This window comes from Arthrobacter sp. OAP107 (assembly GCF_040546765.1).
Classification (GTDB): domain Bacteria; phylum Actinomycetota; class Actinomycetes; order Actinomycetales; family Micrococcaceae; genus Arthrobacter.
Genome location: NZ_JBEPOK010000001.1, coordinates 1593678 through 1608420, shown reverse-complemented (window position 1 = coordinate 1608420; position 14743 = coordinate 1593678). Strand labels below are relative to the sequence as shown.

Sequence of the window (14743 nt, the reverse complement as noted above, 5' to 3'; positions counted from 1 at the left end):
GCAGTGCTACTGCCGGCGGTGATGAAGAGCTGGCCGATTTACCGATCGAACGGTCAGTTAGTGTGAGGATACTACGGAAGTGTGATTTGGCGCACCCCTCAGTCGGTCCGGTGCAGGAACTCCCGCACCCTCGCCCGGGCCGGTTCGCGGTCATAGGTGTTGACCAGCGCCCCGGCCATCCGGACCGGATCCCCGAAGAAGAAGTACTCGTACAGCGACTGCCGGCCGGAGAATCCCGAGATCGAGGCGTCGAACGCGAGCTTGAACAGCCGGACGCGCTCGGGCCCGGTCAGCGTCTTCCCCTGCAGGTACAGGTCGATGTCCGCCCGGGCATCGCCGTTGACGTCCGCTTCGCCGGGCAGGGCCATCAGCCCCGACGCGGAGAATTTCCGGATGATCTGCGGAAAACGCTGCGCCATCTTCGGGTACCAGTTGCGGGCAGCGTTGAGGGTGGTCCACTTGGGGAGCATCATGCCGGCCTCGTTGGGTTCGGCGTCGGCCTCGGACGCACGGACCAGCGCCTTGCCGATTTCGACGTCGATGATCAGTTCGGCGATGTCCTCCTGGATGTGCTGGAACCCGTCGATGCCGATCGAGTCGGCGAGTTCGGAGGCCAGGCCCAGGAAGAACTCACTCTTGGCGATGGTCCGGGTGACAACCTGGTGGGTCATGAGGGCGCCGGCCCCGGTCTCGGCGTAGAACGAGTTGCAGAGCTGCGGATTTCCCAGCATGAAGATGCGGTCGCCGGGAACGAAGACGTCATCAAAGACCGCCACGGCGTCCATTTCCTCGTAGCGGGACGCCAGCGGTTCATCGTGGATGCTGCCGCCGTTGTACAGCGAGGTCCGGCAGAGGTACCGGAGCCCCGGCGCGTCATTGGGAATGGCGAAGGCGAAGGAATACGGTGCATCCTCCGGCGTGCCGCGCAGCACCGTGGACGGGAAGACCAGCAGCTCGTCGGCGATGGGCGCGATCGTGGCGAGCATGCGGGCGCCGCGGACCACGATGCCGCCGTCGCGTTCCGCCACGATGTGGGCCGTGAGCTGCCCGCCCAGCTGCTCCGAGCCGGATACAGACCTGTTCACCTGCGGCGGGATCAGCGTATGGGTTGCGAGCATGTCGTTTTCCCGCGCCCATTCGTAGTAGTTGCCGATGTTCTCGGCGAACTTCGGATCCGCCTGGGCGAACCACTTCCCGGCCGCGCCCAGGGCGGTGAGCGCGGAGTTCATGTAGTCGCCGGTTCGGCCGAGGAACCCGTTGGTCGCCTCTGCCCAGGTGGAGGTCGCCCGGCGCCGGTGCTGCAGGTCGTCGATGGTCCGGGGCACCAGGAAGGACGCGTTGACGAGGTCGCCCGTGGTCGGTGAGGTGTAGGTCAGCCCGTCCTGGTAGCGGCGGTCGTGCTGCATGTCGAACAGCTTCGCGTACTGCCGGGCAACGTTGCGGAAAGCCGGGTGTTCGGCAACTTTTTCGCTGACCACCTCGCCGTCGATCGCGATGTGCGGGGTCATCGCATTGAGTTTGTCCAGGTACTGCTGGCCGGTCCTGATGCCCATTGCTGCCTCCAGTCGTCGTTGAACTGTCATTTGTGATGATGGAAATGCGCCGCCTACAGCAGGTCCTCTATCCCCAGCTGGCTCTCCGGGATGGTGGTGAAGGCGCTGTTGGCGAACGCCAGGGCGTCGCCGTTGCGGTGGTCGAAATCCAGCACCTCACCGATATAGAGGGTGTGGTCGCCGCCGTCGTATGCCGCCCACGGCCGGCATTCGAAATAGGCAAGGACGCCGGAGAGCCGGGGCGCCGTTGCCCCTTCCACCCAGCGGGGCTCCGGCCCGGGACGACCCGCGAAGTGCAGGGCCAGCTGCCGCTGCTCGGCCCCCAGGATGTTGACGGTGAAGGGCCGGCCGGCCAGCTCGTCGTGGGCTTTGGCGGTGCGGGCGATGCTGGCCAGGACCAGCGGCGGGTCCATGGAGACTGCCGTGAAGGAGTTGACAGTGATGCCGTGCCGCTTGGTGACGCCGTCGAAGGTGACGATGGCGACCCCGGTGGCGAACCGGCCAAGGCTGCCGCGGAAGCGGTGGTCGCGGGGCACCGACGTTCTGCCCGGAACACCGGGGCCAGCTGCTGGAAAGGCCGTCATCATTGATCCTTCGGGTGCGCGGTCCCTGTCTCTGGCGCATCGTGCCGCAGTCGCTCTAAACTGTTCCGTAGATCTACTGTTCCATAGTTGAACAGGCGGTTCCTATATGGAACGGTAGCCCAATGGAACGGGGCACACAAGCCCTTTTGGCTGGCGCCCCGCTTACCTGCCTAGGATGGACAGCATGACTCCCAACGCCGGTGCCGCAACGCAGGTTGCACCCGCCCAGGCTTCCCCATCGCAGACCCTCTCCCGGGGCATCCGGGCCTTGGAAATCCTTGCCGAAGCCGACCGTCCGCTGACCATCGCCGAGCTTTCGGAGGCCATGGGCGTGCACCGTTCCGTTGCCTACCGGATTCTTCGGACCCTCGAGGACCATTCCCTGCTGGTGCGCGACGACGCCGGCCGCGTCCAGCCCGGGCCGGGGCTCGCGGTGCTGGCGCGCGGCGTTTCGCGGAACCTCCAGACGGCGGCGCTTCCGGAACTGACCCAGCTGGCCAACTCACTCAACATGACGGCCTTCGTGGCGGTGTGGGACCACCAGGACTGCGTAACGCTGGTGACGGTGGAACCCCGGCATTCGGCGGCCACCGTGGTGCAGCATCCGGGGTCCCGCCATCCGATCAGCTCCGGCGCCCCCGGGATCGCCATCCAGTCCGCCCTGACGGAGCACGAGTGGAGCCAGCTGGCTCCCGCCGTGCCCTACCGCCCCGAAGCTGCCGAGGCGCGGAAGCTCGGTTACGCGGCAAGCCACGACGAGGTGATCGCCGGGGTTTCCTCCCTTGCCGCACCGGTCCGGGTGCCGGGCGGACGCCCGGCAGCGGTCGCCGTCGTCTATATCCGTTCGTCGCAGGATCCGGCGGAAGTGGCCGCGGCCCTGACCGCCAGCGCGGCCCGGATTGAAGGTCAGCTCGCCTGAGCTGTCCGTTTCCGGGAACGCACGACGACGGCGGCCACCGCGCCAAGAGCGAACAGTGCCGCCGCGGCGGCTGCCGTGACGAGGAAGGCCGCCTGATGGCCCCCTTCCTGCGCCAGCTGGCCGCCGATGGAGGAGCCAAGGGCGGTGCCCGCGACAATGCCGCTGGCGAGCGCCGTCATCACAGTGGCCAGCCGGCCGGCCGGTGCCACCAGCCCGCCGATGGCAAAGGCCGTGACCATGACCGGGCCCACCGGCAGGCCCAGTGCAAGCAGCACCAGCACCATGCGACAGCCGTCGGTGGGCAGGAACAGCAGGGCCGACAGGCCGGCCATCGCCGCCGCCCCGGTGATCCAGCGGGCGGCCACCGGAAAGCCGGCCGGCCAGTAGGCCACCGAGATCGCGGCCGCGGCCGAGCTGATCCCCATGACGGCGTAGAGGAGTCCGGCCGCTTCTGACGTTGCGAATCCGGCGGCAAACGCGCTCAAAGCTGCCTGCGTGGAGCCGAAAAAGGTGCCCATGCAGACCATGGCCAGGACAGGAAGTGCGACGGCGGCCAGGCCGGCAATACGGCTGCGGGCCCGGGTCGGGGCACTTCCGCTGCCCGGACTTGCCTTTGCCGTACTGGCCTTTTCCGTACTGGGCGTTCCTGTATTGGGCGTTCCTGTGTTGGCGCAGTCGACGCGGGTGCCGGCGGCGGCCCGCCGCGGGACGGCGGCGTGGGTGGGGTGGACGGCGAAAGCCGGAACCAGCGTGAGCGTGAGCGCGGCGGCCAGGGCGAGCGGCAGCCACGGGGCAAGCAGGCTGGCCAGGACGCCCACGAGGGCAGGCCCGAGCACAAAGGTCAGTTCGTCGGCTGTGCTCTCGTAGGACAAGGCGACGTCGAGTTCGGAGCTGTTCCCCGCACGCCGGCTTTCGGCGGTCAGGGCCATCCAGCGGACACGCGCCAGCGGGCCGACCTGCGGGCAGCTGAGGCCCGCCGCCAATGCGGCCGCGATGACGCCCCATGCGGCACCGACGTCGTGCACCCCGGGAATCAGGTATGCGGTGGCGATGACGGCAAGCACGGCCGCGACATTCAGGACGGCCGAGACCAGCAGTACCGGGCGCTGGCCGAGCCGGTCGGCGAGCCAGCCGAGGATGGGCGCGCCGACAGCCGAGCCGATACCGACGGCGCCGGCAGTGGCGCCGCCGACGGCATACGAGCCGGTGACCGAGGTGGCGAGGGTGAGGGTTCCCAGGGTCAGCATCGCCAGGGGCAGGCGGGCAAACAGGCCAATGGGCAGGAATTCCCTGCCTGCGAGCGCCGGGAGGCGGGCGAAACGGCCGCCAAGCTGCCGGGCTGGCACGTCCGTGCTGGCGGAGGGAGAAAGAGGACGGGGGTCGGCGGGTGGCTGGGGCGCCGTTGAAGTGCTCATGTGTGCGGGCTCGTTCGGTCGTGCGCATCGTCCCTCCTCCCGATGCGCTGAACCCGGTAACAGTCCCATGATAGTGGACCCGGAAACCCCGACTGAAGTCACAACCGCCAGTGGTGCCCGCCTTCTGGCGGGCAACACTGGGTTTCAGACCGCTGCGAGTGCATCAACGATGTGCACGGTGGAGCCGTTGCGCTGCTTCACCACCTGGAGCTGGCTTCCGATGCGCTGCTTCATCTCCCCCACATGGCTCACCAGGCCGACCACGCGGCCGCCGTCCCGGAGGCCCTCCAGGGCGTCCATGACCTGCTCCAGTGTCTGCTCGTCGAGACTGCCGAAGCCTTCGTCGACGAACAGTGTTTCAATGTCGACGCCGCCTGCCTCCTGCTGCACAACATCGGCAAGGCCCAGCGCCAGCGACAGCGAGGCCATGAAGGATTCCCCGCCGGAGAGTGTCGAGGTGTCGCGGCGGCGCCCGGTCCACTCGTCCACGACTTCCAGCCCCAGCCCGGACTTGGCGTTCCGGGCCGCCCGCGCGTCCGAGTGCTGGAGCGTGTAGCGGCCGTCGCTCATGGCCACGAGCCTTTCGGAGGCGGCGATGGCAACCTGCTCAAGCCGTGCCGCAAGGACGTACGCATTCAGGCTCATGCGGTAACTGTTGTCGCCGGAACCGCGGGCAGCCTCGGCAAGGCCTTTCAGGATTTCGGCGCGTTCCCGCGGCTCCCGGCCGGACTCAGCGAGCTCCCCATACTCGGCTTGCAGGCGCCCCAGAGTCCTGGCGGCCTGCCGGGCCAGGCCCGCCGCCAGCTCCACGTCCTTTGCGGCTTTGGCAGCCTGCTCGGCTTCGGAACGCAGCACGTCCAAGTCGACCGCGGCCGCCGCCGCTGAGCCGGCACCGGGTTCGCCGGCTGCCTGTTCCGTGGCGGCCCGTTCCCTGGCGGCCTGCTCCTCTGCCGCGACCACGAGTTCCTCGCTGGCGAACAGCTCCTCGAGCCGCACCTCCTCGTCCCGTCCGGCCTGGACGGCCGACTCCAACCTTGCCGCCTCCGGTCCCGGGAGCAGGGCCTCGCGGGCCTCAGCGGCCGAGGCAAATCCGGCTTGGGGAAGGGCGCGGTCCAGCTCGCCCCGCGCCTCCGCCAGGCGGTCCGCAGCCTGGTCCAGCTGTTTCCGGGCAGCGTCAGCCTGTTCTAGAACGCTGACAACCTGGCCGATGGCGTCGCTGCGGAGTCCGAGGCTGGCGTGACCGGCACGAAGCGCTTCGAGCGACGATTCCAGGGCGGCGGACTGCGCTTCGATTTCGATGCGGGCGGACTCCGTCTGTGCCAGCTGCGACACCGTTTCCACGCGCACCTGTTCCGTGGCCTCGATACGTTCGGCCAGCTCCTCCTGCCGCCTCCTGCTGGCTGCCAGGTCCGCGACGGCGGTGGCTGCCTCCGCAGCGGCTTCCCGGGCGGCCTGGGCTGCTTCCTCTGCTTCGGCAGGATCGGTGTCGCCACCCTGGCTGGCGAGAACGGCGACCAGCTGCCTGGCTTCGGAGAGCTCGGTTTCCAGTACAGACAGCGCGCGCTCGGCCGCCTCGCTGCGTTCCTTGGCACGTTCCTCTTTCTCGGCAAGCCCGAGGGCGGAGTCGCCGGCAGGAACCGGTTCGGGGTGCTCCGGGCTACCGCAGACTGGACAGGGCGCGCCGTGTTCCAGGCGGGAAGCCAATTCGGCCGCCACATTGGCCAGGCGTTCCTCGCGGACGTCCAGCCACCGCCGGCGCAGTTCCTGGTGGTGTTCCCTGCCATTGAGATGCCGTTCGGTCACGGCGGCACACTCGGCTGCCGCAGTTCCGTGGCGCCTGACCACGTCCACCAGCTCGTCGGCGGCTGCCGCCTCCTTGGTGCGCAGGACGGATTCCCCTGCCAGCTGCTCCAGCGGCTGCAGGGCCGCACGCAGGTCCTCCATCTCGGTGCGGAGGGAAAGCAGTCGCTCGGCGTGGCCATCGCCGGCACGGGTGAGTTCCAGCTGCCGCTGTGCAAGCCCTGCGGCCCGTGCGTGCAGGCCACCCAGCCTGTCCTCATCGGCGAGGCGTTCGCCGATCACGGCGGCCAGCGCCCGCAGGCGCGAAAGCTCCGCGGCGACGTCGACGGCCTCAAGTTGTGCGACCGCGCCGTGTCCTGCAGGGCTGTGCTCGGCATGGCCGTGTTTGGCACGGCTGTGTTCCATGCCGGCTAGTCCGCATCCGGTCTGCAGTTCGGAGCTGGACTCCGCTGCGTTCCGTACACCGGCAGAGGCAAGACCCAAAGCTGCCTCCGCCCGGGCAAACGACGTCTCGGCTGCCGTCAAGGCCTTCAACTGCCCGCCGAGGAGCTCCGCCTTCCGGTGCAGTTTAAGCGCGGCTCCGGCGCTGGCCAGTCCGGGCGCGGCGGCCCGCGCATCCGCCCTCCGGCGCAGTGCCGCAGTAAGCTTCAGGCGTCTTCCATCGCGGGCCAGCTCCGCTTCGAGCCGCTCCGCGCAGCGGCGGCGCTGGTCCTCGCCGGATTCTGCATCGGCGGCCAGTGCCGAGGCGCGCGCCGAGGCTGCAGCCTCCAGCCATGACAGGAGTTCAAGGCCGCCGGCGTCGTCCGGTGCTGTCTCGGGAGCGATGTCGAGAGCCGCTGCCTCAGACCGTGCCCTCGCCACCAGTAGGCCGAGCCTGCCCTCAAGATCGGCGACCTGGCTTGCGGCCCCTGCGGCCTGGGACGCGAGTTCCCGTTCCACTGCCTCGAACCGTTCGGTCCCGAAGAGCTTCTGCAGCAGTTCCAGACGGTCCGAGGCCTTGGACCGGAGGAACGCGGCGAAGTCCCCCTGCGGGAGCATGACCACGCGGGTGAACTGCTCCCGGTCCATGCCAAGGAGCGCGGTGATTTCGGCCCCTGCTTCGTCGTTCCGGCCGGATTTTTCCACCCATGCCCCCGCGACGCGTTCGCGCAGGAGGGTCTTTGCCTGCTGCGCGGTGAACCCGTTCCGCCCGCGGGCGCTGGGTTTGTCCCAGGCCGGCGACCTGGAGACTTCAAAGCGCCGGCCACGGGCGGTGAATTCGCAGGTCACGCGCGGTTCCGCGGCCGTGTCCGCGTGGTCGCTGCGCAGTCTCTTGCCGTCCTGCCGCGCTCCGGGAACGGACCCGTAGAGGGCATAGCAGATGGCATCCAGCACGCTGGTCTTGCCGGCGCCGGTGGGGCCGTTCAGCAGGAACAGCCCCTGGGCGCTCAGCCGGTCAAAATCGATTTCCTCGGTCCCGGCAAAGGGCCCGAACGCGGATATTTCCAGGCGGTGAATCCTCATAGTGATGCCTCCTGCAGACGCACGTTCTCCAAAGCTTCGGTGAGGGCGGCCTGTTCCACCGTATCCGGCTCCCGGCCGCGGACATGTTCCAGGAACCCGCAGCACACGGCGAGGTCGTCCTCCGCCTTCGCCAGCCGGCTGCTGTAGCTCGCCCCGGAGGCGGCCGGTGTCCCCTCCGGCTCGAACCCGAGGACGAGCGTGTCCGGGAACCGGGCGCGCAGCCGCTCCATGGCCTGGGCCGGCCGCTGGGCGTCCGTCAGGGTCACCTGGCAGTAGGCGTGCTCGGCCCAGGCATGCTCGGGTGACTCCAGCAGCCCCTCGAGGGTCCCCCGCAGGACGGCAAGTTGCCGCGGCGCGTCCCAGAGGATCTCTTCGACGGCGGTGACCCCGGACCCGTCCACGTCAACGAGCCAGCCGCCCTTCTGGTGCTTGGCTTCCGAGAAGGAGTACGCCAGCGGCGAGCCTGAGTACCGCACCCCGGCGGAGAGGGACTGCCGGCCGTGCAGGTGGCCGAGCGCCGTGTAGCTGAAGCCGTCAAACAGATCCAGCGGCACGGCCCCCACTCCCCCGATGCTCAGGTCGCGTTCGCTGTCCGAGCTGATGCCGCCGCTGGCGAAAGTGTGTGCCAGCACGACGGAATGGACCGTCCGGCATTCACCCCGCGCGGCGACGTCTGCCCGGATGCGTTCCGTGGCGGCCCGGGTGACGTCGAAGTGGCTGGCAGTGTCCACCCCGAGCTGATCTGCGACCAGCCGGGGTTCGAGCCACGGGATGCCGTAGATCGCCAGCACCGGGCCCTCTTCACCGCGCTGTTCAGCCTGGTGAGCCCCGGCTCCCTGTTCAGTCCCGGCTCCGCCGAGGGGCAGCAGGAGGGGGACGTCCAGCTCGTCGAGCCGGGTGCGCAGGTGAACACCGCCCTTCTCCAGCAGCCGGGAGGCGAAGCCGAGCCGGATGGCGGAGTCGTGGTTTCCGCTGGTCAGCATCACTTGGGCGCCTGCCCCGGTGAGCCGGACCAGGGCGTCGTCCAGGAGGTTGACGACGTCGACCCCCGGCAGTGCCCTGTCGTAGACGTCGCCGGCGATCAGCACGACGTCGACGGACAGTTCCCTGACCCGGGCAACCAACTGGTCAATGAAGGCCCGCTGGGCGTCCAGCATGCCGACGCCGTGGAAAGACCGGCCCAGATGCCAGTCGGAAGTGTGCAATAGCCGCATATTCATAAGCTAGACGCGGGCACTGACAAAATAGCCGACCCCGCGCTTCGGCGCGTCAGGGCTGCTTGGTGCGCGGCGCGTCGAAGAAGTCGCGCGCCTCATCGCCCGTATCAGGCGCTGCCGCCGTGACAGGTGCTGCGGTCGTGGTTCCCGCGGCGGTTTTTTCGTCCACGTCGTCGTCGAAGTCGTCCGCGAGGTCAGACCCGGCGTCGGCCTCGTCGTCGGAGTGGTCAGCGTCCAGCGCTGCGGTGCGGACCCGGGCATCGGAGAATCCGCGGAATACAAGGCCTGCGATGCCGGCGCCGACGACCGGGGCCACCCAGAAGAGCCACAGCTGCTCCAGCGCCCAGCTGCTGCTGAAAAGCGCAGAGGCGGTGGCCCGGGCCGGGTTGAAGGGTGCGTTGCCCAGGGCCTGGCCCAGCTGCAGCAGCACGGCAAAGGCCAGCCCGACGGCGAACGGGGCGGCGGCCGCGTTCGTGTTGCGGCGGGCCGTCATGCCGAGGAACACGGCAACCAGGAGGGCAGCTCCCAGAACTTCCACCAGCAGCACCCCGGCCATCGACGTCTGGATCACGGAGTGCTCGCCGAAGCCGGCGGTGACCGTGTCAAAGGCGGTGCGGGGGTCGGGAATGCTGGGCACCGTGCGGAGGATGCCGAACAGGGCGAGCGCGCCTGCCGCAGCGCCGACCAGCTGGGCGCCGATGTAGGCGGCCGCGGCGGCGATGCCGATCCTGCCAGCCACCAGGTTGCCCAGCGTGATGGCCGGGTTGAAGTGGCCGCCCGAGATGTACCCGAAGGCCAGCATCGCCGCAGTCACGGTAAGGCCTCCGGCGAGGGCGCCTGGCAGCGGGTTGGACTGCGGCAGGGTGAAGAGCGGCACTCCCAGCCCGGCGACCACCAGAAAGAGCGTTCCGAACGCCTCCGCTCCGAGCCTGGACAGGAGCCCGGGCCGGACTTCCGGTGTCACCGGCGGGTTGCCGGTGGTCGGTCGGGGGGACGGACACAGGGGTGCTCATGGCGGGGAGAATCCTTTGTTTCGGTCAGCGGGGAACACCGCTCACGTCGGGAGCGGGCCCCAGCAGTCTTGCAGCAAAGTCTGGACGGTTGCTGAATCCGAGCTTATCGTCCGATGGCCCGAGGCCCGGCATTGAGAGTGGCTTATCACAGCAGGGTAAATTTGCCTGCATGAGCAATGACCCCGGCGCTGTTCCGTCCCCCGAGTCCCGCATCCATGGCTGCCTGCTGGGCGGCGCCCTGGGCGACTCGCTTGGCTACGCCGTCGAGTTCGACAAGATAGACGAGATCCGGCGCCGCTTTGGCGCCGCCGGACTCCGGGATTTTTCCATGCTCGACGGCGGGACGCACTTCTCGGACGACACCCAGATGACGCTGTACACGGTTGACGGGATTGTCGAGGCCCTGGAATGGGCCAACTCCGGGGTCGGTGCCGACGCCAACGCCTGCGTCTGGCTCGCGTACCTGCGCTGGCTGGACACGCAGGGCGTGCCCGTTCCCGAATCCGCGCCGCGGCCGCAGCCCCGCTGGATTGACGGCCAGGAGGTGCTGCGGCACCGCCGGGCACCCGGCAACGCATGCCTGAGCGGGCTGGCCACCGGCGAGATGGGAACCGTCTTCCGGCAGGTCAACCCTGATTCAAAGGGCTGCGGAACTGTGATGCGCTCGGCCCCCTTCGGCCTGGTTCCGCACATCCCCGCGGACGCCGTGTACAAGTTGAGCGCCGACGCGGCCTCACTCACGCACGGGCACCCCTCCGCCCGGCAGAGCGCGGGTGTTTTCAGCCTGCTGATCCATTCGCTGGTGCAGGGCGGCAGCCTGGCCGAGGCCGCGCAGGCTGCCCTGGACCGCGTGCTGGCCGACGACGAGGCCGCACCCGAACTCCGGGACCGGCTGGAAGCCGCGGTCCGCCTTGCCGGCGAGGCCGGCGCCGCCTCGGTGCTCAGCCCGGAGGAACTGGTCCGTGAACTGGGTGAGGGCTGGGTGGCGGAGGAGGCTCTCGCCGTCGGGCTTTATGCGGTCCTGGCCACGGCTCCCCAGGCAGATGGCGGCGCGGCGGATCCGGTGGACCATTTCAGGGAGGCCATTGCCGTGGCCATCAACCACAGCGGCGACAGCGATTCCACCGGGTCCATCGCGGGCAACATCCTGGGCGCGTACTACGGGACGGCCTGCCTGCCCACGGACTGGCTGGAGGCGCTCGAGGCCCCCGAGGTGATCCGCGGGATGGCCGGACAGCTCGTTGCCGTCACATCCGGCTGAGAGGAATGTTGTCGCCCGGCCCCAGCCGAAGCCGGTGGAAGTGATCGAGCGTCCGGAAAAACCCGACAGGATGTGAGGAAGGGTTGATCAGCGGGCGGCAGGACCTGAGGAAGCTTTATTGCGCCATATGTACCGGCGCGCCGCCCACCATCTGCAGGAACTCCCCCTCGGAGATCACCTCGATGGGCTGGCCGCGGTCGTGCAGCTCCAGCACACGTTTGGCCTTGCCGGTGAGCCGGCCGGAACGCAGGTCGTTCGCCACGAAGCCGTCCCCCACCACCAGGACACTGGTGCGCGCTGTAACCCGGCTTTCCGGGCGCGCGCCCAGTTCGGCGGACCGCGTTTTCGCTTCGGGACGCGGCATGGCGAGCTGGCCCGTGAACACGACGGTCTGGCCGAACAGCGGGTTCCCGGGCTCGGCGTCGGGATTGGGCTCCGGGTTGGGCCCTTCCTCGGGCCATCCACTGCGGAGCGGCCTGGCCACACTGGCGCCGCCCGCGGCGGCGAGTGCCGCGACAGTGGCTTTCGAGAGCTCGCCGGCGGAGGGGTCGAACGCGGCCTGCTGCGGTATGGAAAGCCCCAGTGACAGGTAGAGCTCGGCGATGCTGTTGGCCCGGTTGCGGCCGGCGATGTCGATGAGGATGCCGGCGCACGCCCTGGCGTCCTCGGCGGCGTCGTGGTGGTTCACGAGGGGCACGCCCGCCTCTTCGGCGGCAAAGGGCAGCGAATTTGAAACCAGGGAGTAGCAGCGCCGGGACAGCATCACCGTGCACACATAGTCGTAGGCGGGGCCGGGAAGCCCCGAAACCTCAAGCCCGGACCGGATCACCCCGAGGTCGAAGGCAGCGTTGTGGGCCGCGAGAATGTCGCCGCCGATGAACGCGCCGATCTCGGGAAAAAGCTCACCGAAGCGGGGCTTGCCCGCCACGTGTTCGGGCCTGATGCCATGGACGCGGACGTTGTGGTAATCGAACGAATCGTGGTTTTCCGGCGGCCGCATCAGCCACGAGGCCTCCTCGACGATGACGCCGCCACGGACCTTGGTAAGGCCAACGGCGCACGGCGAACCGCGGAAGCCGTTGGCGGTCTCGAAGTCGATCGCCGTAAAGTCCAAACCCACGGGGACAACTGTAGCCCGGCGGGGGCGCTGAACCCGTCAAGTACCCTTGAAACGTGAACTTTAATGCATTGAGCGACTTTGCCGTGCCCGCGCTGGGTGGCGCCGGCCCCGTCCAGCCGCATCTGGCATCATTCCTGCCTGATTGGCTTAACCCCCAGGTGTTCCTCGCCGACCCGGCCCTTGCCCCGTGGGTTGTCTTGCTGGTCTGCGGGATCATCTTCGCCGAGACCGGGCTGCTGATCGGGTTCTTCCTGCCCGGTGATTCCATGCTGTTTACGGCCGGCCTGCTCGTGGCCACGGACACCATCAAATTCAACATCTGGCTCCTCGCCGCGCTGATCATCGTGTCCGCCATCATCGGCAACCAGACCGGCTACCTCATCGGGTCCAAGGCCGGCCCCGCCATCTTCAACAAGCCGGACTCACGGCTCTTCAAGCACGAGAACGTCGACAGCGCACACAAGTTCTTCGAAAAGCATGGCGGCAAGGCCCTGATCCTGGCCCGCTTCGTGCCCATCATCCGCACCTTTGTTCCCGTGATCGTCGGCGTCGCCGGAATGGACAAGCGGAAGTTCTTCCTGTTCAACGTCATCGGCGCCGTCTTCTGGGGCGGCGGCGTGACGCTTCTCGGCTACCTGCTGGGCGACAAGGTCCCGTGGGTGCGGGACAACCTGGACATCATCTTCATTGTCATCGTCCTGCTCTCGGTGATCCCGGTGGGCATCGAAATCATCCGCGGCATGGCCGCCAAGCGCGAGGCCACGGCCTTCGGCACAGATCCGGTGGAGGAATTCATCGAGGAGCACGAGCCCGAGGCAGAGCGCAAAACCAACCTCGACTGATATACCGCGGACTCCAGCAACGCGGGGTCACTTAGCGCGCAATGGAATGACCGGATTGGGCGGTAAGTGACCCCGCGTTGCCGTTTACCGCAGGGCCTCGACGATCGAGGGAAGCAGCGCACGGAACGCCAGCCCGCGGTGGCTGATGGCGTTCTTCTCCTCCGGGCTGAGCTCGGCGCAGCTCCGGTCCAGGCCCAGGGGCTCCAGGACGGGGTCGTAGCCGAACCCGCCTTCTCCCCGCGGCTCGCGCAGCAGCGTGCCGGCCAGCTGCCCGTACTCCACCACTTCGCGGGCACCGTCACCGGATGCCGACGCCGGTACGGCGAGCGCCGCAGCGCACACGAACGCGGCGCCGCGGTGGCCGTCCGGCACGTCGGCCAGCTGGGCCAGCAGCAGGTTCAGGTTCGCGTCGTCATCACCATGGCGGCCCGCCCAGCGCGCGGAGAAAATCCCCGGTGCGCCGCCGAGGACATCCACGGCCAGCCCCGAGTCGTCGGCGATGGCGACCAGCCCCGTGGCCTCAGCCACAGCCCGCGCCTTCAGCAGCGAGTTCTCCGCAAACGTCACCCCGGTTTCCGCGACGTCGGGGGCTCCGACGGCGGCCGCGTCCACTACCTGCGTGTCGACGTCGAGCCCCGGGATCTGCCCGCGCAGCAGCTCACGCAGCTCCCGCAGTTTCCCGGCATTGCGGGTGGCCAGCACCAGCCGGGGTGCAGGTCCGCCGCTCACAGCGTTGTCGCCGCTCACGGCGCTTCGGCCAAGGTCTCGCGCTGGATGGCGGCCAGCTGTTCTGTCCCCAGCAGGGCCAGGTCCAGGAGCTTGTTGAGCTCGTCCCGGTCAAAGGGTGCGCCTTCGGCCGTGCCCTGGACCTCCACGAACTTGCCGGAGCCGGTCACCACGACGTTCATGTCGGTTTCGGCGCGCACATCCTCGATGTACGGCAGGTCCAGCATGGGGATGCCGTCGATGATCCCCACGGATACGGCAGCGATGGTGTCGATCAGGGGCTGGGCGTTGCGGGCGATCATCTTGTTCTCGCGGGCAAAGCGGATGGCCTCTGCGAGCGCCACATAGGCGCCGGTAATGGCCGCGGTCCGGGTCCCGCCGTCGGCCTGCAGGACATCGCAGTCCAGCACAATGGTGTTCTCGCCCAGGGCCTTGGTGTCAATAATGGAACGCAGCGAGCGCCCGATCAGGCGGGAGATCTCGTGCGTGCGGCCGCCGATCTTGCCCTTGACGGACTCACGGTCGGACCGGGTGTTGGTGGCCCGCGGGAGCATGGCGTACTCGGCTGTCACCCAGCCGCGGCCCTCGCCCTTGAGCCACCGCGGAACGCCTTCGGTGAGGGAAGCGGTGCACAGGACCCGGGTGTTGCCGAACTCGATGAGGGCCGATCCCTCGGCCTGCTTGGACCAGCCACGGGTGATGCTGATGGGCCGGAGCTGGTCAGGGGTGCGGCCGTCGGCACGGATGACGGGGGCAGTGGTTGCTTCGGAAGTCATGCCTTTAGCTTATC

Annotated in this window: 12 protein-coding genes; 3 read left to right on the top strand and 9 right to left on the bottom strand. The window is 68.6% G+C overall.

Features of this window, described 5'->3' with window-relative positions; translation table 11 throughout:
* Nucleotides 1-98: 98 nt before the first annotated feature.
* Nucleotides 99-1553: a 4-hydroxyphenylacetate 3-monooxygenase, oxygenase component gene (hpaB, locus tag ABIE00_RS07495; RefSeq protein ID WP_354258657.1), complete on the bottom strand. Its 1455-nt coding sequence runs from the start codon at nt 1551-1553 to the stop codon at nt 99-101.
* A gap of 53 nt (nt 1554-1606) precedes the next feature.
* Nucleotides 1607-2137: a flavin reductase family protein gene (locus ABIE00_RS07490; protein WP_354258654.1), complete on the bottom strand. Its 531-nt coding sequence runs from the start codon at nt 2135-2137 to the stop codon at nt 1607-1609.
* 184 nt (nt 2138-2321) lie between these two features.
* Here ABIE00_RS07490 and ABIE00_RS07485 point away from each other — a divergent pair, with 184 nt between their 5' ends.
* Nucleotides 2322-3056, top strand: a complete 735-nt coding sequence (locus tag ABIE00_RS07485) for an IclR family transcriptional regulator (RefSeq protein ID WP_354258651.1) — start codon at nt 2322-2324, stop codon at nt 3054-3056.
* On the opposite strand, the gene ABIE00_RS07480 is transcribed toward ABIE00_RS07485, so the two are convergent.
* From ABIE00_RS07480 to ABIE00_RS07465, 4 genes are all read right to left on the bottom strand, one after another.
* Nucleotides 3044-4471 (bottom strand): MFS transporter, encoded by a 1428-nt coding sequence (locus tag ABIE00_RS07480; protein WP_354258648.1) that lies wholly within the window; start codon nt 4469-4471, stop codon nt 3044-3046. The two genes, ABIE00_RS07485 and ABIE00_RS07480, sit on opposite strands and share 13 nt — an antisense overlap.
* Before the next feature lie 144 nt (nt 4472-4615).
* Entirely contained in the window at nt 4616-7774 is a 3159-nt protein-coding gene (locus ABIE00_RS07475) for an AAA family ATPase (RefSeq protein WP_354258645.1), read from the bottom strand.
* The gene (locus tag ABIE00_RS07470; RefSeq protein ID WP_354258642.1) at nt 7771-8988 is read right to left on the bottom strand and encodes an exonuclease SbcCD subunit D; all 1218 of its coding nucleotides are present in this window, start codon (nt 8986-8988) and stop codon (nt 7771-7773) included. The genes ABIE00_RS07475 and ABIE00_RS07470 overlap by 4 nt, the downstream gene beginning before the upstream one ends.
* A 55-nt stretch (nt 8989-9043) precedes the next feature.
* On the bottom strand, nt 9044-9955 hold the full coding sequence (locus ABIE00_RS07465; protein ID WP_354258639.1) for an MIP/aquaporin family protein: 912 nt from the start codon (nt 9953-9955) through the stop codon (nt 9044-9046).
* A 218-nt stretch (nt 9956-10173) separates the two neighbouring features.
* Here ABIE00_RS07465 and ABIE00_RS07460 point away from each other — a divergent pair, with 218 nt between their 5' ends.
* Nucleotides 10174-11265 (top strand): ADP-ribosylglycohydrolase family protein, encoded by a 1092-nt coding sequence (locus tag ABIE00_RS07460; RefSeq protein WP_354258636.1) that lies wholly within the window; start codon nt 10174-10176, stop codon nt 11263-11265.
* A 115-nt stretch (nt 11266-11380) separates the two neighbouring features.
* Here ABIE00_RS07460 and ABIE00_RS07455 read toward each other — a convergent pair whose 3' ends face one another.
* On the bottom strand, nt 11381-12385 hold the full coding sequence (locus ABIE00_RS07455) for a 3'-5' exonuclease (RefSeq protein ID WP_354258633.1): 1005 nt from the start codon (nt 12383-12385) through the stop codon (nt 11381-11383).
* A 68-nt stretch (nt 12386-12453) separates the two neighbouring features.
* Between ABIE00_RS07455 and ABIE00_RS07450 the strand changes: the two genes are divergently transcribed.
* Complete coding sequence (locus tag ABIE00_RS07450; protein WP_354263300.1) at nt 12454-13227, top strand: DedA family protein; 774 nt, start codon at nt 12454-12456, stop codon at nt 13225-13227.
* Between the two features lie 84 nt (nt 13228-13311).
* Here ABIE00_RS07450 and rdgB read toward each other — a convergent pair whose 3' ends face one another.
* Together rdgB and rph are read right to left on the bottom strand one after the other, a co-directional pair.
* Nucleotides 13312-13974, bottom strand: a complete 663-nt coding sequence (rdgB, locus tag ABIE00_RS07445; RefSeq protein WP_354258630.1) for an RdgB/HAM1 family non-canonical purine NTP pyrophosphatase — start codon at nt 13972-13974, stop codon at nt 13312-13314.
* The gene (gene rph / locus ABIE00_RS07440) at nt 13971-14729 is read right to left on the bottom strand and encodes a ribonuclease PH (RefSeq protein WP_003805875.1); all 759 of its coding nucleotides are present in this window, start codon (nt 14727-14729) and stop codon (nt 13971-13973) included. The genes rdgB and rph overlap by 4 nt, the downstream gene beginning before the upstream one ends.
* Nucleotides 14730-14743 lie beyond the last annotated feature (14 nt).